The sequence below is a fragment of the Pontimicrobium sp. MEBiC06410 genome, from assembly GCF_053601615.1.
Genome location: NZ_JBSHNT010000164.1, coordinates 546,872 through 570,210 on the forward strand (window position 1 = coordinate 546,872; position 23,339 = coordinate 570,210).

The window sequence follows — 23,339 nt, forward strand, 5'->3', positions numbered from 1 at the left end:
TTATTCTCAAATTTTATTACGCTTTTAAAGACAAAAGAATTAAGTATCTTTAAATATATTTTAAACAACCCTATACTAATATAAAATGAAATCAATTTTATCAACCCTAATAGTAATGATTGTTATGTGTTCTACTATGAATGCACAACACGAAGTAAAATCTGATAAATATAAAATAGCTTTTACTACTACCGAAAAACTAAAACAGTATGAAACAGAAGCTGAGACAGTTTTAGGATACGAAAACAATAATTATGCAGTAGACATAGAGGTATTTAAAATAGAAGAACAACCAGCTAGCTTTATAGCATCGCAAAAACGCGGAGCTGTAAGTACAGCAAAATCTTTAGGTTTAGAAGATGCAGCTTTAGGCGGAAAAGTACCGCACATACCAAATGCATATTACGCCATAGCTTATGAAGTTTATGATGGCGAGCGCAATCCAGTTTTTGTAATAGCTGCACTTAACAAAAAACTTGGTATAGCTTACGAAGCAACAATATATTGCTACAGTAATGATTTAGGAGAAGGGCAGAAAATCGCGAAAAGCTTTAGATTGCTAAATTAAATAACATCGTACTTAATCCTAAACATGGATAGACACAAATATTTTAAAAGACAACGAAAAAATCTAAGAGAAGGAGAATGTAGCTCTTGGGGAGATTACACCTGCTATTACGAGACCAGTAAAAGAGGGCTACCTTTAAGAGAAATTCAAGTCTATGAAAATGGTAATCGATTACAATATGATTTAGAAAACGAATCTGACGATTATGGCCATTTAAGACATAAATTAGTTAATTTTTCTGAGTATTTAAAATATCAAATTAAAGCAAATGAGTTTCAAAAAGAATGGTTAAATGCAACATTAAAACAAGAACATAAAGAAATCATAGAACTCATATCTCAATATTTAATAAAAAACTACGATCAAAGATTTGGACAAGCCCTATTCAATTTAGGAATTACTGAATTTGCAGACAAAATGCACCCCGATCACTATAATTACTTACTAAGAGATATACATGCCGACACAGATAAAAGCATTATAGCTAGAATTAAATCTCGATTAAATATAGAATAACAAATTTAGGAGTACTAGAAATTAATAAATACACAAATTATGTTCTACAATTATAGATGTTAAAAACATTTAGAATACGCATCTATTCATCTTTATTTTTTTGCTTCCAAAAAAACTTAAACGCCCTAAATTCTAATTTATAAAACATAACCTTCAATACTTAAATGTACAGTAACAATTACATAAAAATATATTATACGCTATTCTCTATAATAACACTCAGTTTCTCTAGTTTAAAAGGCTTTAGCCAATCCATTAGAAATAATAATTATTACAATGTAACACTAGAAGCACACCGTATTATAGATTCGCTTCAGCAAAAACAAAAAATTCCAGGAATAGATATTGCAATTTCTATAAATGGAGAAATAGTATGGTCGGAAGCATTTGGGTTTTCAGATCTTGAAAACAATGTCCCAGTAAGTCCACGAAAAACAGTATTTAGAATTGGCAGTGTTTCTAAGCCCATTACCACTGCAGCTCTTGGTAAATTAATAGATAGCGGTAAAATTAATATAGACGATAACGTAAAAAAATACGTCTCCTACTTTCCTAAAAAAAAACACCCTATAACAATAGAGCAAGTTGCAGGACATATAGCAGGAATAAGACATTATAAAAATAACGAATACTTATCCAAAGAGAACTATACAACCGTTAAATCTGGTGTTGCTATATTTAAAGATGATAAATTATTATTTAAGCCAGGAACAAAATTCTCCTACTCTTCCTATGGCTATAATTTGCTAAGTGCTGTAATAGAAGGTGCTAGTGGAGAAAATTTTATAGATTATGTACAACGAGAAGTATTTGATGCGCTAGAAATGCATACAACCTATGCCGATAAAAATGAAAAAATTATTTTTAACCGTACATCTTTTTACACACTAGATTCCTCTAAAACTATAGTACATGCACCTTATGTTGATAATAGCTATAAATGGGCTGGAGGAGGCTTTATTTCTACAACTGCAGATTTAATTAAATTCGGAGAAGCATTTATTAATAAAGGATTTCTTTCAGAAAAAACTATAAAAACATTAACAACATCTCTCACTATAAATGATGGAAAAGAAACAGGTTATGGAATAGGATGGGCAGTAGTTAATGATAAAAACTTAAAAAGGTTTAGCCATGATGGAACATCTGTTGGAGGTATAACTAAACTTATAGTATACCCAAATAATAAAATGGTTGTAGTAGCACTATCTAACTCAAGCAAAACCAAATACGGGAATGTATTAGAGAGAATAGTCCAACTGTTTTTAAAAGCAAAACCAGAGTAAATATAAATTTAACGCAATAATACTTACTTGGAAACTAAGCGATTATATTTTATTGATGCCGTTAGGGCTTTTGCTATATTAATGATGTTGCAAGGTCATTTTATTGACACACTTTTAAACCCTATTTACAGAGATACCACTAACAACATTTATAATATTTGGAGTTATTTTAGAGGTATAACAGCGCCAACTTTTTTTACTATTTCAGGATTAGTCTTTATTTACTTACTATTAAAAGCAAAAATAAAAGGAAACGAAAGGAAAAGAATAAAAAAGGGAATTATTCGAGGCATCATGCTAATACTTATTGGTTATGCTTTAAGAGCCAATATTTTCCAATTAATAAGCGGCTACTTCAGTCCTAATTTTTTAGCAGTAGATGTCTTACAATGCATTGGTTTATCCCTATTACTATTAATATTTCTTTATTCTATATTTAAAAAATCTTACCACATACTAGGTATTGTACTTTTTATTATAGGTAATTTATGCTTTGTAACCGAACCCTTTTACAGAACACTAAATGTTGAAAAACTCCCTACGTTTTTAGAAAACTATATAACAACCGCAAACGGATCTGTTTTTACCATTTTACCTTGGTTTGGCTTCTCTGCCTTTGGGGGATGCATAGCAACACTATTTTTTAGCCTAGAACACAAACCTAAATTTAAACCATTTACCATTATTGCCTTTTTTGTCTATGGTTTTTTCCTTATTTATTACTCCTCCACTTTTTTAATAAAACTATATAATTTAACTAATATAGAGCTACTAAAATCTAGTGCTAGTTATAACTACCTGTTTACTCGCTTAGGTAATGTATTAATAATATTTGGAATATTTTATTGCTTAGAGCGGTTTTCTAAAAAATCTATAATAATTAAAATAGGAGAAAAAACACTATCTATATATACCATTCATTTTGCAATTATTTTTGGGGCATTAACAGGTTATGGCTTAAAACATTTTTTTTATAAAGCGTTAACACCATATCAAGCCATTGTAGGAGCACTATTATTTGTAATAATAGTTTGCCTAATCTCTTTTCATTACGTTAAAACAAATGCCTTTATCTACAATAAAATTAGAAAGTTATACCTTAAGAATAAAACAGCTTAATTATAGATTAATTAATAATAAATTGCTTTTTAGAACATCTTTTTAATTATAGTTAATAACCCCGTGAACAACTAAAAAATTAAGTATACATTTTAGTAAAAAAATACCATTAAAAAAGCTTAAATTTGCGTTTTTAAAAAACAACACAAACTACATATAAAATGATTCATTTCTTTGGAAACACAAGCAGTAAAGTATTCGCTGTTCAAACAACAAAAGAATTAACAACCGAAACTATCTCTAAGCTTAACTGGCTTTTTGGTAATCAACCAAAAATAAATGCGGCGTCTCTAGACGCTTTTTTTATTGGCCCACGTGCAGCTATGATTACGCCATGGAGTACTAATGCTGTAGAGATTACCCAAAACATGGGTATTGAAGGCATTATTAGAATTGAAGAATTTGAAGCATCAACTAAAGATTTCTCGGACTTCGACCCAATGATTTCAGAGAAATTCGATGGATTAAATCAAGAGTCATTTACTATAGACGTACAACCAGAAGCTATTTTAAATATTGAAGATATAGCAGCTTACAACACACAAGAAGGCTTATCTTTAAGTGATGAAGAAGTAGACTATTTAGAAGGCGTTTCAAAAAAAATAGGACGTCCGTTAACAGACTCAGAAGTTTTTGGATTTTCTCAAGTAAACTCAGAACACTGTCGTCATAAAATATTCAACGGTACCTTTGTTATAGATGGCGAAGAAAAACCAACATCATTATTCAAATTAATAAAAGAAACGTCGAAACAACACCCTAACGATATAGTTTCGGCATATAAAGACAACGTAGCGTTTATAAAAGGCCCAAAAGTAGAACAGTTTGCGCCTAAAACGGCTGACAAACCCGACTTTTATACTACAAAAGACTACGAATCGGTAATATCATTAAAAGCCGAAACCCATAACTTCCCAACAACTGTAGAACCATTTAATGGAGCAGCAACAGGATCTGGAGGAGAAATAAGAGACAGACTTGCAGGAGGAAAAGGCTCGCTACCATTAGCAGGGACAGCAGTTTACATGACATCGTATTCTCGTTTAGAAGATAACAGACCATGGGAAAAAGGTATGGATGAGCGTAAATGGCTCTACCAAACGCCAATGGATATATTAATAAAAGCAAGTAATGGAGCATCAGATTTTGGTAACAAATTTGGGCAACCATTAATATGTGGTTCGGTATTAACCTTCGAACATGAAGAAGACGCTAGAAAACTAGGCTTCGATAAAGTTATTATGCAAGCAGGAGGTATTGGTTACGGTAAAGCAGACCAAGCCCTAAAAGATACCCCTAAAGAAGGAGATAAAATAGTAATACTAGGCGGTGAAAACTACCGTATTGGTATGGGTGGAGCTGCCGTATCTAGTGCAGATACAGGAGCATTCTCTTCGGGAATAGAATTAAATGCCGTACAACGCTCTAACCCAGAAATGCAAAAACGTGCCGCAAATGCAGTAAGAGGCATGGTAGAAAGCGATGAAAACTTTATAGTATCTATTCACGATCATGGAGCAGGAGGCCACTTAAACTGTTTAAGTGAATTAGTAGAAGATACCGGAGGACACATCGATTTAGACGCTTTACCAGTTGGAGACCCAACCCTATCTGCAAAAGAAATTATAGGAAACGAATCTCAAGAACGTATGGGATTAGTAATTGCCGAAAAACATATAGAAATACTAAACAAAATAGCAGAACGCGAACGCTCGCCAATGTACACTGTTGGAGACGTTACAGGTAACGACCGTTTTACTTTCGAGTCTAAAACCAAAGGAGACAAACCAATGGATTTAGCCTTAGAAGATATGTTTGGAAGCTCTCCAAAAACGATATTAACAGACAAAACAGTTAATAGAAATTATAAAAACTTAGAGTATAATGCAGATAATATTTTGCATTACCTAGATCAAGTATTACAACTAGAAGCTGTAGCTTGTAAAGACTGGTTAACAAATAAAGTAGACCGATGTGTTGGCGGAAAAGTAGCCAAACAACAATGCGTAGGCCCATTACAAATACCATTAAACAATGTTGGTGTTATGGCTTTAGACTACAAAGGTAAAGAAGGTATTGCAACCTCTATTGGGCACTCCCCTATATCAGGATTAATAAACCCAGTAGCAGGAAGCCGTAACAGTATTACCGAAGCTTTAACTAATATAATCTGGGCACCGTTAAAAGATGGGTTACAATCGGTTTCACTCTCTGCAAACTGGATGTGGCCATGTAAAAATGAAGGCGAAGATGCGCGTTTATACGAAGCAGTACAAGCCATTTCAGAATTTGCTATAGATTTAGGTATTAATGTTCCTACAGGTAAAGACTCTTTATCTATGAAACAAAAATATCCTAACGAAGATGTTATTTCTCCAGGAACGGTAATTATTTCGGCAGCAGCAAATTGTAATGCAATCACTAAAGTAGTAGAGCCAGTTTTTAATAAAAATGCAGGAGATATATACTATATAAATATCTCTCAAGACCAATTTAAATTAGGAGGTAGTTCTTTCGCACAAGTATTAAATACTATTGGTAACGATGCCCCTAATGTAAAAGACGCTAGTTATGTAAAAACAGTATTTAATACCATTCAAAACCTAATAAACAATAATCAAATCGTTGCAGGACACGATGTAGCTTCTGGCGGATTAATTACAACATTGTTAGAATTATGTTTTGCCGATGTAAATTTAGGAGCAGAACTAGATCTTACAGCTTTAGCCGAAAAAGACTCAGTAAAACTATTATTTTCTGAAAACTCAGGAATTGTAATTCAAGCAAAAGACGCTTCGATAGAAAACGTATTATCTGAAGCTAATATTGAATTTTTTAACATAGGAAAAGTTACAGGAAGTGATACGTTGAGCATTATTAACCATGCAGAAGTATACACACTTACAGTCTCTAGATTAAGAGATGTTTGGTATAAAACCTCTTACCTATTAGACCAAAAACAAACCGCTAATAACTTAGCCGAAGCACGTTATAATAATTATAAAGCACAACCTTTAACCTATACGTTTCCAGAACATTTTACAGGAAAACTGCCTGTTATAGACGCTAGTAAACCAAGACCAAAAGCTGCTATATTACGCGAAAAAGGATCGAATTCTGAGCGTGAAATGGCTAACGCTATGTACTTAGCAGGTTTTGATGTAAAAGATGTACACATGACCGATTTAATCTCTGGTCGCGAAACTTTAGAGGACATTCAATTTTTAGGAGCTGTAGGAGGATTTTCTAATAGTGATGTTTTAGGCTCTGCAAAAGGATGGGCAGGAGCTATTAAATACAACGAAAAAGCGAATAAAGTCATTAACGATTTCTTTAAAAGAGAAGACACCCTATCAGTAGGTATTTGTAATGGTTGCCAATTATTCATGGAGTTAGACCTTATTAACCCAGAGCATGATGTCCATGGTAAAATGATTCATAACGAGTCTAAAAAACACGAAAGCTCGTTTACATCTGTGGCAATTCAAAAAAATAACTCAGTGATGTTATCGTCATTAGAAGGGGCTACATTAGGCGTTTGGATTTCTCATGGAGAAGGAAAATTCAGTTTACCAAAAACAGAAGATCAATACAATATTGTTGCAAAATACGGTTACGAAGGCTACCCGAACAATCCTAATGGATCGGACTTTAATACCGCTATGTTATGCGATACAACAGGACGTCATTTAGTAATGATGCCACACATAGAGCGTTCTACTTTTCAATGGAACTGGGCAAATTATCCAGAAAACAGACAAGACGAAGTATCGCCTTGGCTAGAAGCTTTTGTTAATGCAAGAGTTTGGATTGATAAAAAATAACAGACTCAAGTAATATAAATATTAGACCTCATAAGTTTTTGATACTTATGAGGTCTTTTTTATTTTTACTAATAAACTCATAATAAACAATGACCAGTTTTAACGCTATTACTCCAAATCAATTCGAATTGGTTTTTAACCTTTCCAAAGAAATCTGGAACAATAATTACCGAGACATGATTACTCAAGGACAAATAGATTACATGCTAAATTTAATGTATAATCCTGAGCAACTTCAAAAAGATTTAAATGAAGGCTATCAATGGGAACTTATTTACCATAACAATAACCTTATTGGTTACCTTGCCTATGTTATAAAAGAAGACAACCGCGTGTTTTTAAGTAAAATATATTTAAAAACAGAAGTCCAAGGATTGGGTTTAGGTAAACTAGCCCTTAATAGAGTAAAAAACTATGCCAAAACAAATAACTGTACAGCAGTCTATTTAACGGTAAATAGAGGTAACGAAAAAGGAGTAAGAGCCTATAAACGTAGTGGTTTTAAAATTATAGGTGAAGACGATTTCGATATAGGAAATGGCTATGTTATGAATGACTATATTTTTGAGTATCGCTTTTAAATAAAAAACGATATACTATTTATAAGGAACAAATGTAATAGCAAAATACTACTAATACCCTTATAGTTCACCTCATTTAATTACTACTTTACAGACTTTAAAACAATTGTTAATTAAAGGCTTAGGGTAATAACAAGCATACTTTGTGTAAAAAATCGTATTTTACAATGTTGTTGAATAAGTAGTATACAAATCAAGAATGATATATAGTGCGTATAGGTCTAAAGATGATTATAATTTAGTAGAGGAGTATTTCGAGTTATCCTTTAACGAAGCCATCGTGCCATTCGCTACAACAATTATACCTATAGCTTTTCCTTTAATTACCCTAATAAAAAAAGGAAGTTTAAAAAAAGTTGGAGACGTTTCAAAAAAATGTAACGATATAATAGTATCTGGACAATGTTTACATGCTTACGATTTTGCAATTGATGAAGCAACAAAAATTGTTGGTATAGTGCTTCATCCAACTGCTTTATATAAACTTACTAATCAAAACCTCTCTGCAATAACTAACAAACATGTAGCATTAAAAACACTTTCAGAAGAACTAGAAAACGTTTTACTCCCACTATTACAATCTAATCGTAATAAAAAAATAGCCCTAGAAGCATTTCAATCTGCACTAAAAGATTTGACAAGAACAACAACAAAACATACCAAAAACATAGATTATGCTATAAAATATATTAGAAAAAAAGAGGGCCTGTTAAATGTTAGCGATTTACTAGATATCATCCCTGTCTCTCAAAAAACATTAGAAACAAAATTTAAAGAAATTGTAGGTGTAACCCCAGGAAAATACATAAAACTCTATCGCTTTTTAAAATTAATGAGAAAATATGCCAGTAAGCCTATTAAATTTAAAGATTTAATTTTTATGTACGATTATTATGACGAGTCTCATTTTTTAAAAGAATTCAAATTATTCATGAAAGAGTCTCCAAAAGAGTATTTTAAAAAGGATAATACTTTTATGAAAGAATATCTAAAAGAGTAAAAATTACGATTTTTTACATTTGTAATTCTTAAATTCTACATACTTTTACGAAGAATTTGTGCTACATATTTAATCAAATGAAAGTTAAGGGGTTCATTTAAAAACAGTTAGTTATTAAATATATACGAGGAAGCATAAATTTTTGCTATCATTTAATTAGCAGAGGGAGTTATTAAAAAATAACTCCCTTATTTTTGTCATGATTTAAAGTAAATAACGACATTATATAAATAGATAGTTTCCAGACAATTATTAATAACAATATAAAAAAGAGGTGTTGTTATACTACTTTCTTTTTTAATTATCACATTTGATAATCCTTGTATTTTTTATACTTTGCAAGAACATACTAACGTCCTATAAGAGAATGACAGAAATTACACGACTTTTCGATTTTCCCTATTATCAACTAGAAAAACACAATTTAGATGCCGCTTTAGTTACAAAATATAATGGAGAATGGATTAAAACGTCTACTAAAGAATATATAGATAAAGCAAATGCAATGAGTCGCGCACTTTTAAAGTTAGGCGTGCAAAAAAATGATAAAATTGCCGTAATATCTACAACAAATAGAACAGAGTGGAATATAGTAGATATTGGAGTGCTACAAATAGGCGCCCAAAATATTCCAATTTACCCTACCATTTCTGCTGAAGATTATGAGTATGTTTTAAACCATAGCGAATCTATTTACTGTTTTGTATCAGACGAAGAAGTCTTAGCAAAAGTTAATAAAATAAAAGCAAATACAAAGCTTAAAGAAGTATACAGTTTCGACCATATAGAAGGCTGTAAACATTACTCAGAATTATTCGAATTAGGAAAAGAAACTAGCAATCAAGCAGAAGTAGACGCAAGAAAAGATGCCGTTACTCCTGACGATTTAGCAACAATTATATACACCTCTGGTACTACAGGAAAACCAAAAGGAGTAATGTTGTCTCATGATAATATTACAAGTAACGTTTTAAACAGTATACCAAGATTACCACTATCTCATGGTAACCCAAGAGTATTAAGTTTTTTACCTATTTGTCATGTCTTCGAGCGTGTGTTAATATATGTATATCAACATGCAGGAGTTTCTATATACTTTGCAGAAGGCATAGATAAAATTGGAGATAATGCCAAAGAAATAAAACCTAATTTAATGAGTGTTGTACCTAGGCTACTAGAAAAAGTGTATGACAAAATTTATGCTAAAGGAACTGAGTTAACAGGTATAAAAAGTAAACTCTTTCATTGGGCAATAGCATTAGGAGAACAATGGCAGCCTTATGGTAAAAATGGAGCGTGGTATGAGTTTAAACTAAAAATTGCAAATAAATTAATATTTAGTAAATGGCGAGAAGCACTTGGAGGAGAATTAACAACAATGGTCTCTGGTAGTGCCGCTTTACAACCTAGATTATCTAGAATATTCTGTGCAGCAAAAATGCAAGTTATGGAAGGCTATGGTTTAACCGAAACCTCTCCTGTTGTATCCGTTGGAAAATACGCAGATAATATGTTTAAAATTGGTGCTGTAGGAAAACCTATTGATGGTGTAGAAGTTAAAGTCGCAGAAGATGGCGAACTACTTATAAAAGGTAGAAATGTAATGAAAGGCTACTATAAGGATCCTGAAAAAACGGCTAGTGTAATGACGGGAGATTACTTCCATACAGGAGATAAAGGTATGATAGATGAAGACGGTTTCCTTAAAATAACTGGTCGTAAAAAGGAAATGTTTAAAACATCTGGAGGAAAATATGTTATCCCTACCCTACTAGAAAACGATTTAAAACAATCTTTATTTATAGAACAAATTATGGTAGTTGGAGAAGGAGAAAAAATGCCTGCCGCTATCATACAACCTAACTTTGAGTTCATAAAAGATTGGATAGATAAAAAAGGACATAACATAGGAAAATCTAACGAAGAGATATCGGCATCTCAATTAGTAATAGACAGAATTCAAAAAGAAGTAGATTCTTGTAATACCAAGTTTGGAAAATGGGAACAAATTAAACGTTTCGAGTTAACGCCAGATGTATGGTCTATAGATGGAGGGCACCTAACCCCTACCATGAAGATGAAACGAAATATTATTAAAGAAATATATAAAGATCTTTATGAGAAAATTTATCGTCCATAAACACTTTTAAAATAAACAATAAAACTCACTCTAAAAAAGGGTGAGTTTTTGTTTAAAACCAATTTTAGTCCCTTTTTCATACACTTTTCAAACGTATAAAATTGTGTATTTTAGCTTTTGGCGAATAGATTTGTCTCAACATTAATTAAAAAATCAAAAACAATGAGAACAGTTAAATCAACAAAGGCAAAGAGTTCATCAATTAAAAAATCGACAGTATTTATTTTAATCTTACTATTTACAGTATTTAGTTATAGTCAAGAATCTAGCTTTAACATAGATAGACGCATAGATATGTTAAAACCAGACTCTACAACACGAAACATTACCCTTAATGTAGAATCTAAAACAACAACCATAGCTTTACAAATAGCATCAGAAATAACTAATGGTAACTTAACCATTATAATTTTTAATCCTAAAGGAACAATTGTTGGAGAGTTTTCTGTAGAAAGCTCAATTCAAGAAGTAGATAAAACAAATAGTAGTACTATGGAAAGAGTTGCTGGAAAAATAGAAAAATTTATTAATAACCCAACTCCAGGTAAATGGATTATAAAAATGGTCACTAATAAAACAATTGGGCAAGTTATGTTTAACTCAAGAGTAATGTCTAACGATTAATAATATATCTTTTGATTCCAACTAACCATACAACCAAACAAACCAAAACCATATATATATTATTACTAATAGTATTGCATTCTACTATAAGTATAGGGCAAAGTAATACAAATAACCAAATTACTGGTACAATTGTATTAGACAGTATCTGGACACCTAAAGTCTATTTGTCTCACATACCTTCATTTAGCAAAATGTACACGATGTCTAAAAGCATGATAATAGCAGAGTCGAATATCGATAAAAACGGCTATTTCTCTTTCGATACAAATTACCTTCCAAAAGAAGATAATTTGTATCGAATTCATGTTTCTAAAAAAGGAGCGTCACCAGCCTCTTTAATTATAGGAGGAGAAGACGAGAACCATTTTTTTATTATCGCAAATAAAAATGCAAACTTTCAGGTTAATAACCTTAACAACGTTATAAGTGCAGTTACCATTAAATCTAGTAAACAAAATAACATTATTAGAAAAGTCGACGAAATAGTAAGGTATATAGATAGTACTAATTTTAATGAATCTAGAGTAAAAAGCGAATTTATAACCAATGCTTTTCAAGAACAATTACGAAAAATAGCAGACACAACCACGTATCCTTTAGCTTCTTTATATGCTTTACATAGAAGTAAATATGAAACAGACATTTCTAAAAACACAAAATTTTATCATGCATTCTTAGAAAAATGGAAAAAAGAAAAATCACCATACTTTCAATATTTTAGAGAAAAAATACCTGCTCAAAAAAATGATTTTAGTAATTATTTAAGTTTAACCATAACAATATTAGTTTCTTTTACTTTAGGTTTTTTATTCAATTATATTTTTAAAAGAAAAATAAATACTAAAAAGAAGCTATTACAATCTTTAAGCATACAAGAACGAAAAATATTTAATCTGTTAAAAGAAGGGAAGTCAAATAAAGACATCTCCGAAACTTGCAATATAGGTATAAGCACAGTAAAATCTCATGTAAGCAGTATTTACAACAAACTAGATATAAAATCTAGAAAAGAAGTATTAGATATTGATTTATAATCCTTTTAACATCTCTACTTGTAAGATTTTCAAACTATTTAAGACTTAATTCCTGAAAATAAAACCTGGAATTATGCAGCATATTATAAAAACTATTACGTTAACATTAGTACTAACACTCTTTCAAAATAGCAATGCGCAAGAACGCACAAACCCAAAAAATCAAGATGAAGAATTAGGTAAAGTAAGTTGGTATCGCGATTACGATGCAGCTATTGCAGCCTCAAAAAAAGAAAACAAACCCGTTTTAATATTATTCCAAGAAGTACCAGGCTGTGCAACCTGTAGAAACTATGGCCATAATGTATTAAGTAATCCTTTAATGACAGAAACCATAGAAAATGAATTTATTCCATTAGCAATATTCAACAATAAAAAAGGAAAAGATTTAATTACATTAAAAAAGTATAACGAACCAACCTGGAATAACCCAGTGGTACGTATTGTAAACAAAAAAGGAGATAATATAGTAAAAAGAGTCGCTAGCGATTATTCTGCAAAAGGACTATACCATGCTATGGTAAAAGCACTAAAAGCAGAAGGCAAAATAATACCAGAATATGTAAAAATTTTAGGGCAAGAATTAACTATTAATTTCAACACCCCAAATATAAAAGAGACCCATTATAAAATGTATTGTTTCTGGACAGGCGAAAAACAACTAGGTTCACAAGATGGTGTTTTAATAACACAAGCAGGTTTTATAAATGGAGAAGTTGTAAAAGTAAAATATGATGCAACTAAAATATCTGAAGAAACTTTAAATACATTTGCAAAAGCTAATAAAATGTCTCCCGTTATCTCTAAAAACAAGTTTACATGGGCAGAAAAAGATGAAGATTATTATCTGCAACACAGTCAATTAAAATTCTTACCTTTAAGCCAAGTTCAAAAAACCAAAATAAATAGTGCCTTAGGTAATAATAAATCACCTATACCCTATTTAAGTCCAAAACAAAAACAATGGTTAGCTAAAGTAGATGCGAAAAATAGTGAAGTTCTCTATAATAAAGATTTCGATAGCGCTTGGAATAAACTATTAGACTCCTAAACTACAAACCAATGTTTTTATAAATCAAAATAATCTTTTTTAAAATTTACTATGCGTGCATAGTAAATTTTTATTATATTTGGGAACTAACAAATAGTTCCCTTAAAATGAAAGATAAAACGATAGATTATATTTTACGCACAACATGGCTGGCTGTGAATAAAATGTATAACGAAGAAGCTGCCAAATTTGACTCTACAATGGCAACTGGATTTACTTTATTAAGTATAGACCCAGAAAATGGCACACCTTCAACTTCTCTAGGCCCAATTATGGGAATGGAAGCCACAAGTTTATCTCGTATTCTAAAAAGAATGGAAGAACTAGGTTTAATAGAACGTAAACCCAACCCTAATGATGGTCGTGGAGTACTAATACATTTAACCGAATTTGGTAGAGAAAAAAGAGAATACTCAAGAGACCGTGTTTTAATCTTTAATGAGACAGTAAGAAAAAATGTTTCCGAAGAAAAACTAAAACACTTCTACGAAGTATCAGAAGTCATCAACGAATTAATTTCAAACAAAAAAATATACAACCAAAAACAATCTGTTTTAAAATAATATGAGCACACGTAGAATAAAAAAAGTCGCGATAGTTGGTTCCGGAATCATGGGAAGCGGTATCGCTTGTCATTTTGCCAATATTGGTGTAGATGTCCTGTTATTAGATATAGTTCCTCGTGAACTAAATGCTAAAGAAGAAGCTAAAGGATTGACCTTACAAGATAAAGCAGTCCGTAATCGCCTGGTTAATGATGCCCTAACGGCCTCTATAAAATCGAAACCAGCACCATTATACCATCCCTCTTTTAAAAACCGTATCACAACAGGAAACCTTGAAGATGATATTGCTAAAGTGGCAGATGTAGATTGGATTATGGAAGTTGTTGTAGAAAGATTAGATATTAAACAACAAGTTTTCGAGAAATTAGAACAACACAGAACACCTGGAACGTTAATTACCTCTAACACTTCTGGTATTCCTATTAAGTTTATGAGTGAAGGAAGAAGCGAAGATTTCCAGAAACATTTCTGTGGAACTCACTTTTTTAATCCAGCGCGTTACTTAAAATTATTTGAAATAATTCCAGGACCTAAAACAGAGGCGTCAGTTTTAGAATTCCTAAACGGTTACGGAGAGAAATTCTTAGGTAAGACATCTGTAATAGCTAAAGACACACCAGCATTTATTGGAAACAGAATTGGTATCTTTAGTATTATGAGTTTATTCCACACCGTTAAGGAGATGGATTTAACCATAGAAGAAGTCGATAAATTATCAGGGCCAGTTATTGGACGACCAAAATCGGCCACTTTCCGTACAGTAGATGTTGTAGGTTTAGACACCTTAGTGCATGTAGCTAATGGAATTAGAGAAAACTGCAAAGATGACGAGCGTTTAGAATTGTTTAAACTACCAGATTTCATCAACACTATGATGGAAAATAAGTGGTTAGGAAGCAAAACTAAGCAAGGGTTCTACAAGAAAAAAGTATCGGCAGAAGGAAAAAAAGAAATCCTTTCATTAGATTTAAACACATTAGAATATCGTTCTGCTAAAAAAGCAAAATTTGCCACATTAGAATTAACAAAATCTATAGATAAAGTAGCAGACCGTTTTAAAGTGTTAGTAAAAGGAAAAGATAAAGCAGGAGAATTTTACAGAAAAAGTTTCTCGGCATTATTTGCTTACGTTTCAAATCGTATTCCTGAAATTACAGACGAGCTATATAAAATAGACGATGCTATGAAAGCAGGATTTGGTTGGGAACATGGACCTTTCCAAATTTGGGATGCTATAGGAGTAGAAAAAGGAATAGAAATGATGCAAGCCGAAGGTTTAAAACCAGCAGACTGGGTTATAGACATGCTAGAATCTGGAAGTGATGCCTTCTACTCTATTAAAGATGGAGCTACATACTTCTACGATATTCCTAAAAAATCTCAAGAAAAAATACCAGGACAAGACGCATTTATCATTTTAGATAATATTAGAAAAACAACAGAAGTCTTTAAAAATTCAGGAGTATCTGTTCAAGATTTAGGAGATGGAATCTTAAACGTAGAATTCCAATCTAAAATGAATACCATAGGTGGAGATGTGTTAGCAGGACTTAATAAAGCAATTGATTTAGCAGAAAAAGATTTCGCAGGATTAGTAGTAGGAAATCAAGCTGCAAACTTCTCTGTAGGCGCAAACATAGGTATGATTTTCATGATGGCTGCCGAACAAGAATACGATGAGCTAAATATGGCCATTAAATATTTCCAAGACACCATGATGCGTATGCGTTACTCTGCAATACCAACAGTAGCTGCACCACACGGTATGGCATTAGGAGGCGGTTGTGAACTATCAATGCATGCCGATAAAGTAGTTGCTGCAGCAGAAACATACATTGGTTTAGTAGAATTTGGAGTAGGCGTTATCCCTGGAGGAGGAGGTTCTAAAGAAATGGCTTTACGAGCATCGGACACCTTTAAAAAAGGAGATGTACAACTTAACACACTACAAGAGTACTTCTTAACAATAGGTATGGCTAAAGTAGCGACATCTGCATACGAAGCTTTCGATACAGGAATCTTACAAAAAGGAAAAGACATCGTTGTTGTAAATAAAGACAGACAATTAGCTATTGCAAAAGCACATGCTAAATTAATGGCAGATGCGGGGTATACACAACCTGTAAAACGTAAAGATGTAAAAGTACTTGGTAAACAAGCCTTAAGTATGTTCTTAGTAGGAACAGACTCTATGGAAGCAAGTAACTACATAAGTGAACACGACCATAAAATAGCTAACAAATTAGCATATGTAATGGCTGGTGGGGATTTATCTGAACCTACTCTAGTAAGCGAACAATACTTATTAGATTTAGAAAGAGAAGCCTTCTTATCGCTTTGTACAGAACGTAAAACTTTAGAACGTATTCAGCACATGCTTACTAAAGGGAAACCGTTAAGAAACTAGACTAATAGAGACTAGATTATAGACAATTAGATTTTTAGATAAATGGGAAGACATAATTTTAAAAAATTAAAAATTTGGCAGGATGGAATTGCACTGGTAAGTGACAGTTACAAACTAACAAAGACATTCCCTGATACTGAAAAATTCAATTTGATTAGCCAGATGAATAGATGCGCTGTATCAATACCATCTAATATTTCTGAAGGTTCAAGTAAAAGTACAAATAAGCATTTCAAAAAATATTTAGAAAATAGCTTAGGTTCAGCATTCGAATGGGAAACACAATTAATTGTTGCATTTAATGAAGGCTATCTAGATAAAAATCAATTTGAAACGCTAGAAAATAAAATATTACAAATTCAAAAAATGTTAGGAAAGTTTATAGATAACCTAGGTGACTAGTCTAATTTCTAGACGTCTAGACTCTAGATTCTTATTAATTAACAAACAGTAGAACTATGAAGACCGCATATATAGTAAAAGCATATAGAACCGCAGTTGGTAAAGCACCAAAAGGCGTGTTCCGTTTTAAAAGAACAGATGAACTGGCAGCAGAAACCATTAAACACATGATGAAAGAACTGCCTAACTTAGACCCTAAGCGTATAGACGACGTTATAGTTGGTAATGCAATGCCAGAAGGATCTCAAGGACTAAACATGGCACGTTTAATCTCTTTAATGGGATTAGATATTGTAGATGTACCAGGAGTAACAGTAAATCGTTTTTGCTCATCAGGAATAGAAACTATTGGTATGGCAACTGCTAAAATTCAAGCGGGAATGGCCGATTGCATCATTGCAGGAGGAGCAGAAAGTATGAGTTCTGTACCAATGACAGGGTTTAAACCAGAATTAAATTATGATGCTATTGTAAAAGCAGGACATGAAGATTATTACTGGGGAATGGGAAATACTGCCGAAGCTGTAGCAAATCAATTTAAAGTATCTCGTGAAGATCAAGATGAGTTTGCATACAACTCTCACATGAAAGCCTTAAGAGCACAAGCTGAAAATCGCTTTCAAGACCAAATAGTACCAATAGAAGTAGAACAAACTTATATTGACGCTAGCGGAAAAAAAACAACAAAATCCTATACCGTAACCAAAGACGAAGGCCCACGTAAAGGAACTAATAAAGAAGCTTTAGCAAAACTTAGAGCTGTTTTCGCTCAAGACGGAAGTGTAACAGCTGGTAACTCATCGCAAATGAGTGATGGTGCAGCCTTTGTTATGGTAATGAGCGAAGACATGGTAAAAGAATTAAATCTAGAACCAGTAGCTCGTTTAGTAAACTATGCAGCTGCAGGTGTAGAACCTCGCATTATGGGAATTGGTCCAGTAAAAGCCATCCCAAAAGCATTAAAACAAGCAGGGTTAAAACAAGACGATTTATCTTTAATAGAATTAAACGAAGCCTTTGCCTCTCAATCTTTAGCAGTCATTCGTGAGTTAAACTTAAATCCAGACATTATAAATGTTAATGGAGGAGCTATCGCTTTAGGGCATCCATTAGGATGTACTGGAGCAAAATTATCTGTACAGTTATTCGATGAAATGCGTAAGCAAAACATGAAAGGGAAATATGGTGCCGTAACGATGTGTGTAGGAACAGGGCAAGGAGCATGTGGAATATTTGAATTTCTTAACTAGAAAATAGACGATTAGAGTCTAGAGCATAGACTTAAAAAATAAAATATTATAATCAACAAAGCAGTCTAGAATCTAAAATCTAGCTGTCTAGAATCTACAAATAAAATGGAAGAAAAAGATTTATTAAGAGGAGGGCAATTCCTTGTAAAAGAAACAGATTGTGAACACGTATTCACTCCAGAAGATTTTTCAGAAGAACAAAATATGATGAAAGAAGCGGTTATGGAATTCAATGACCGTGAAATTATACCTAATAAACCACGCTTTGAAGCTAAAGATTATGCTTTAACCGAAGAGTGTATGAAAAAAGCTGGCGATCTAGGATTTCTTAGTGTTGCTGTACCAGAAGCATACGGAGGATTAGGAATGGGATTTGTCTCTACAGTATTAACTTGCGATTATATTTCCTCTGGTACAGGATCTTTTAGTACAGCATTTGGAGCACACACAGGAATTGGTACAATGCCAATTACGTTATATGGTACAGAAGCACAAAAGCAAAAATACGTTCCAAAATTAGCATCAGGAGAATGGTTTGGAGCATACTGTTTAACAGAACCAGGAGCAGGATCGGATGCTAACTCTGGAAAAACTACAGCTGAACTTTCAGAAGATGGAAAATCGTATAAAATTAACGGTCAAAAAATGTGGATATCAAATGCAGGATTCTGTAGCGTATTCATCGTTTTTGCACGCATAGAAGACGATAAAAACATTACCGGTTTTATTGTTGAGAATGATCCATCTAACGGCATCACTTTAGGAGAAGAAGAGCATAAACTTGGTATTAGAGCAAGTTCTACTCGTCAAGTATTCTTTAACGACACTGTTGTACCTATCGAAAATATGCTAGCTGGTCGTGGTGAAGGATTTAAAATTGCCATGAATGCACTTAATGTTGGCCGTATTAAATTAGCAGCAGCTTGTTTAGACTCTCAACGTAGAATATTAACTATTGGTGTACAATATGCTAACGAAAGAAAGCAATTTAAAACACCAATTTCAGATTTTGGAGCTATTAAAATAAAACTAGCAGAAATGGCTACCAATGCCTATGCTGGAGAATCTGCCACTTATAGAGCAGCTAAAAATATAGAAGACCGTATTGCTTTACGTGAAGCAGCAGGAAATACACATCAGGAAGCAGAACTTAAAGGAGTCGAAGAATATGCAATAGAATGCTCTATATTAAAAGTAGCCGTTTCAGAAGATGTTCAAAATTGTGCAGATGAAGGTATCCAGATTTTTGGAGGAATGGGCTTCTCTGAAGAAACGCCAATGGAAGCAGCATGGAGAGATGCGCGTATTGCTCGTATCTATGAAGGGACTAACGAGATTAACAGAATGTTGTCTGTTGGAATGTTAGTAAAGAAAGCTATGAAAGGGCATGTAGACTTATTAGGACCTGCAATGGCCGTACAAGAAGAATTAATGGGTATTCCTTCTTTTGAAACGCCAGATTATTCAGAATTATTTTCTGAAGAAAAAGCAATGATAGCTAAACTTAAAAAAGTATTTTTAATGGTTGCTGGAGCTGCTGTTCAAAAATTTGGACCAGAAATGGAACAACACCAGCAATTATTAATTGCGGCTGCCGATATTTTAATTGAAATTTATATGGCAGAATCTACAATTTTGAGAACTGAGAAAAACGCAAAACGTTTTGGAGAGAAAGAACAAGCTGTACAAATTGCAATGTCTAAACTATATTTATACAATGCTGTAAGTATTGTGGAAGGAAAAGGAAAAGAAAGTATTATTTCTTTTGCTGAAGGAGACGAGCAACGTATGATGCTTATGGGACTTAAACGTTTCACTAAATATACAAATTACCCAGATATCGTAGACTTACGTAACGAGATCGCAGAAAAAGTTAAAGCAGAAAATAAGTACTGCTTTTAATTTAGTTTTAATTATTATTAAAAAAGCTGTTTCAAATATTTGAAGCAGCTTTTTTTGTTATATTTAGAATCTATCAACTAAAAAACTTATTAAATTATAAAAAAACGTTTCTTTTGAAACGTTTTTTCTATTTGAATCTACTACAAAACACATTTACTATAAATAGCGATTCGTTTAATTAAACAATAAAACTTATTTTTTATATTAAATTTGTGCAAACCCCATTTATTAACTAAAAAAATGAAAATGAAAAAACTCTCCTTTTTTATAATAGTACTTTTAATGGTATTTAACCTACAGTCTTGTAAACAAGATAAAGACACCAATGGGAAGTTAAAAAAACCACTACTTCAAGCAGAAAATAAAGAAAAAGAAAATCATAATCCAGATAAACATGCGAGATGGACACCAGAACAAGCTGCTCGTCATCAAGAAATATTAGCCAGATTATCTAAAACAGTTAAACCTTCATCTAGTAAAAATAATTTACTAAGTAATATTTATGCAAATGGAGCATTAACAGGAAACTGGTTAAATAGAGGTCCAAAAAACATGCCTGGAGCATTTAAATTTGCAGAAATGTTAGATGGTACAGATACCATGTATGCTGTTACTTTAAATCATTATGCAGGAGAATATAATTCTAAATCTTATATATATAAAGGAACAGTATATAATCCAAACACTGGCACTGGAGGCGACGATTTTCAATTATTAACGGCAAGTTGGCCAAATAGATATGAAAATTTAATGGTATTTAATATGAGTGGAACAGTTAGGCTTATTGCTCATATAGAAAACGGCCCATTATACTATTCAGATGATGATGGGGCTACATGGACACTTTCAAACGGGCTTCCTTCAACTAATACTAGTTCTACAATAAATAGACAAGATAACAACACAATATATGTTACAGATAACTCTGCAATATATATTTCTACAGATTTTGGCGTTAATTTTTCATTACTCAAAAATTTTGGGACCTCTCTAAGCTCTTTTTTATATACGCCACGATATACAACTCAAGATGGTGCAAACAATATATACTTAGCAAGAAGTGGGGCAATGTATAAATTAAATGCCTCGCAAACAGACTTTGATGTTATGGGGTCTTATACCTCTTCGCACGGCAATAATGCCTTTAGTATTGGAGGAGATAGTAGTTTACTATACGTAACAGAAAATAAAAATTACTGGGTTTCTAATGATGAAGGTGTTACTTGGACACCAAAATTTCCACATGGTAACTGGTATGGAGACCTTAGTGGAAAAATGGATGCCGGTAAATTCTTTGCTGCACATCCAGAAAATCCTAATATTTGCTTAGGTGGTTATGCTATACCTATTATATCTACAAATGCCTTAAATTCTGTTTTAACAGACGAAACTGGTTGGGGTTGGTATCAAAATGGAACTAACTTATCTCCAACAGATTATCAAAATCGAATTCGATTTAACTATCATCCAGACTTTCAATCGTCACATTTTTTCTATAATAGCAGCGGAGATTTATTTTCGGCAAGATGTTCAGATGGAGGTGTTTTCATTTCTTATAAAGAATGGTCCGATTTTCCAGCCTCAGGTGTCGGATATGATAACTCTGGATATGCTAATGCTCATTTTATTAACTTAAATGTATTAAATACTATTACTCCTCTAGTGTACAGAGATTGTTTATTTACTGGTATTAATGATACAAATCATATTAATTACGGAACGCAAGACCAAGGTTCGCAAAGTATTATTCCTGGAACTAGTGGAGACGTCTTAGATTTTTACCAATCTATAGGTGGAGATGGGCCTTCCATAGATAGTTACGATGGAGAAAATGCATGGAAATGGTCTAGACAAGGAGATAAAGTATGGTCGCCTGTAAATGTATATTCAAGTGGAGGTGCCTTTCAATCAATTGGCTCTATAAATTCTCAATTTAATTCTAGTCAAACAGTAAACTTCAGTTCAGATACAGAAATGGGATGGGTTCAAACTTACATAGACCACCATGATCCAGATAAAAGAATATGGATGCTATCTCAAAGTTTGCACAGAGCAGAATGGAATGGGTCTAATTTATCTGGGCATACTGTAGATAAAGGAGATAACCAAATTGCAGCACTGGCTCAAGGAACTGTAAACCCAAATAAAATATACATGTTACAAGATGGTAAGGTATTTATTTCTAATGATAGAGGTAATACTTTCGATTCTGGTACAATTACACCATTTAGTAAAACACCTGGCGGATGGACACGAGGGGATATTGGAAGTGGTGTTGTACTACCCGGAAATGATAACTGGATATTATTTTCTGGACCAAGTAATAATAATGTAGGCTCTATATTATCTACAGATGGTGGTAATACTTGGACAGATGTAACAGGAATTTTTCCTTCTGGAGATGATGCACAAACTGGAGGTATGATAGTAATACCTAGTGGTGAGTTTGTTTTTGCAGGAACAGACATTGGTCCATATGTGTTTGATGTAGCTCAAGAAACATGGTACTCTCTAGCAGAAGGTATAGGCTTTTTTAATGCAATGGATGTAGACTATATAAATTCTACAAATAGTATTCGCTTTGCAACATGGGGAGCAGGTATTTTAGATTTTAATATTGAAAACACTTTAAGCGTTGAAGAAGAAAGCTTAATTACAAGTCAAATAAAAATGTATCCAAACCCTACAAGCGATTATGTAATGATTGCATTAAATTCTACTGAATCTTCAGAAATGTTTGTTAACATTATTAATATTCAAGGCCAGAAAGTAATTTCTAAAAAACACCTTTTTAATAAGAATACTCCTCTTAGATTAAACACATCAAAGTTGTCAGCCGGTTTATATCTTGTAAAAATGACTAATACAAAACAGCAAACAAAAACTTTAAAACTTATAATAAAGTAATTGTTACCTGTTTAACATATGTCTAGTCCTAAATAATCGATACAGATTAATAAAGGATTAAATTTATTATTTAAAGCTGAACAATCCTATGATTGTTCAGCTTTTTTGATTTGTATTGTTTTCTTTTAAGTTTATTTTGTTTGTGCATTTGTATTGGAG

17 protein-coding genes are annotated in these 23,339 nt (G+C 32.6%); all 17 read left to right on the plus strand.

All coding sequences use genetic code 11. The annotated features are described in order from the left end of the window. Window positions 1-85 precede the first annotated feature (85 nt). The 17 genes from ACVC08_RS20190 to ACVC08_RS20270 all read left to right on the plus strand — a co-directional run bounded on the left by ACVC08_RS20190 (window position 86) and on the right by ACVC08_RS20270 (window position 23,180). A complete protein-coding gene (locus ACVC08_RS20190; RefSeq protein ID WP_452603419.1) occupies window positions 86-568 on the plus strand; it encodes a hypothetical protein in 483 nt (160 codons plus the stop codon). Window positions 569-592: 24 nt separating this feature from the next. Beyond that, a complete protein-coding gene (locus ACVC08_RS20195) occupies window positions 593-1,084 on the plus strand; it encodes a hypothetical protein (protein WP_452598188.1) in 492 nt (163 codons plus the stop codon). Between the two features lie 164 nt (window positions 1,085-1,248). Continuing rightward, window positions 1,249-2,370: a serine hydrolase domain-containing protein gene (locus ACVC08_RS20200; protein ID WP_452603420.1), complete on the plus strand. Its 1,122-nt coding sequence runs from the start codon at window positions 1,249-1,251 to the stop codon at window positions 2,368-2,370. A 27-nt stretch (window positions 2,371-2,397) separates the two neighbouring features. Beyond that, a complete protein-coding gene (locus ACVC08_RS20205; protein ID WP_452603421.1) occupies window positions 2,398-3,489 on the plus strand; it encodes a heparan-alpha-glucosaminide N-acetyltransferase domain-containing protein in 1,092 nt (363 codons plus the stop codon). 161 nt (window positions 3,490-3,650) lie between these two features. Next, entirely contained in the window at window positions 3,651-7,313 is a 3,663-nt protein-coding gene (purL, locus tag ACVC08_RS20210; RefSeq protein ID WP_452603422.1) for a phosphoribosylformylglycinamidine synthase, read from the plus strand. Between the two features lie 89 nt (window positions 7,314-7,402). Next, a complete protein-coding gene (locus ACVC08_RS20215) occupies window positions 7,403-7,894 on the plus strand; it encodes a GNAT family N-acetyltransferase (RefSeq protein WP_452598992.1) in 492 nt (163 codons plus the stop codon). 199 nt (window positions 7,895-8,093) lie between these two features. Beyond that, a complete protein-coding gene (locus tag ACVC08_RS20220) occupies window positions 8,094-8,894 on the plus strand; it encodes a helix-turn-helix domain-containing protein (RefSeq protein ID WP_452603423.1) in 801 nt (266 codons plus the stop codon). 367 nt (window positions 8,895-9,261) lie between these two features. Further along, on the plus strand, window positions 9,262-11,034 hold the full coding sequence (locus ACVC08_RS20225) for an AMP-dependent synthetase/ligase (protein WP_452603424.1): 1,773 nt from the start codon (window positions 9,262-9,264) through the stop codon (window positions 11,032-11,034). A 162-nt stretch (window positions 11,035-11,196) separates the two neighbouring features. After that, the gene (locus ACVC08_RS20230) at window positions 11,197-11,658 is read left to right on the plus strand and encodes a hypothetical protein (RefSeq protein ID WP_452603425.1); all 462 of its coding nucleotides are present in this window, start codon (window positions 11,197-11,199) and stop codon (window positions 11,656-11,658) included. A gap of 11 nt (window positions 11,659-11,669) precedes the next feature. Further along, complete coding sequence (locus ACVC08_RS20235) at window positions 11,670-12,695, plus strand: helix-turn-helix domain-containing protein (protein WP_452603426.1); 1,026 nt, start codon at window positions 11,670-11,672, stop codon at window positions 12,693-12,695. Window positions 12,696-12,768: 73 nt separating this feature from the next. Further along, window positions 12,769-13,746: a VPGUxxT family thioredoxin-like (seleno)protein, type 2 gene (locus ACVC08_RS20240; protein WP_452603427.1), complete on the plus strand. Its 978-nt coding sequence runs from the start codon at window positions 12,769-12,771 to the stop codon at window positions 13,744-13,746. Between the two features lie 107 nt (window positions 13,747-13,853). Continuing rightward, complete coding sequence (locus ACVC08_RS20245; protein WP_452596559.1) at window positions 13,854-14,309, plus strand: MarR family winged helix-turn-helix transcriptional regulator; 456 nt, start codon at window positions 13,854-13,856, stop codon at window positions 14,307-14,309. Window position 14,310: 1 nt separating this feature from the next. Then, the gene (locus ACVC08_RS20250; protein ID WP_452603428.1) at window positions 14,311-16,719 is read left to right on the plus strand and encodes a 3-hydroxyacyl-CoA dehydrogenase/enoyl-CoA hydratase family protein; all 2,409 of its coding nucleotides are present in this window, start codon (window positions 14,311-14,313) and stop codon (window positions 16,717-16,719) included. Window positions 16,720-16,761: 42 nt separating this feature from the next. Beyond that, entirely contained in the window at window positions 16,762-17,121 is a 360-nt protein-coding gene (locus tag ACVC08_RS20255; protein ID WP_452603429.1) for a four helix bundle protein, read from the plus strand. Between the two features lie 56 nt (window positions 17,122-17,177). Beyond that, on the plus strand, window positions 17,178-18,371 hold the full coding sequence (locus tag ACVC08_RS20260) for an acetyl-CoA C-acyltransferase (protein ID WP_452603430.1): 1,194 nt from the start codon (window positions 17,178-17,180) through the stop codon (window positions 18,369-18,371). Between the two features lie 105 nt (window positions 18,372-18,476). Continuing rightward, window positions 18,477-20,273: an acyl-CoA dehydrogenase family protein gene (locus ACVC08_RS20265; RefSeq protein ID WP_452603431.1), complete on the plus strand. Its 1,797-nt coding sequence runs from the start codon at window positions 18,477-18,479 to the stop codon at window positions 20,271-20,273. A gap of 246 nt (window positions 20,274-20,519) precedes the next feature. Then, on the plus strand, window positions 20,520-23,180 hold the full coding sequence (locus ACVC08_RS20270; RefSeq protein ID WP_452603432.1) for a T9SS type A sorting domain-containing protein: 2,661 nt from the start codon (window positions 20,520-20,522) through the stop codon (window positions 23,178-23,180). Window positions 23,181-23,339: the final 159 nt, after the last annotated feature.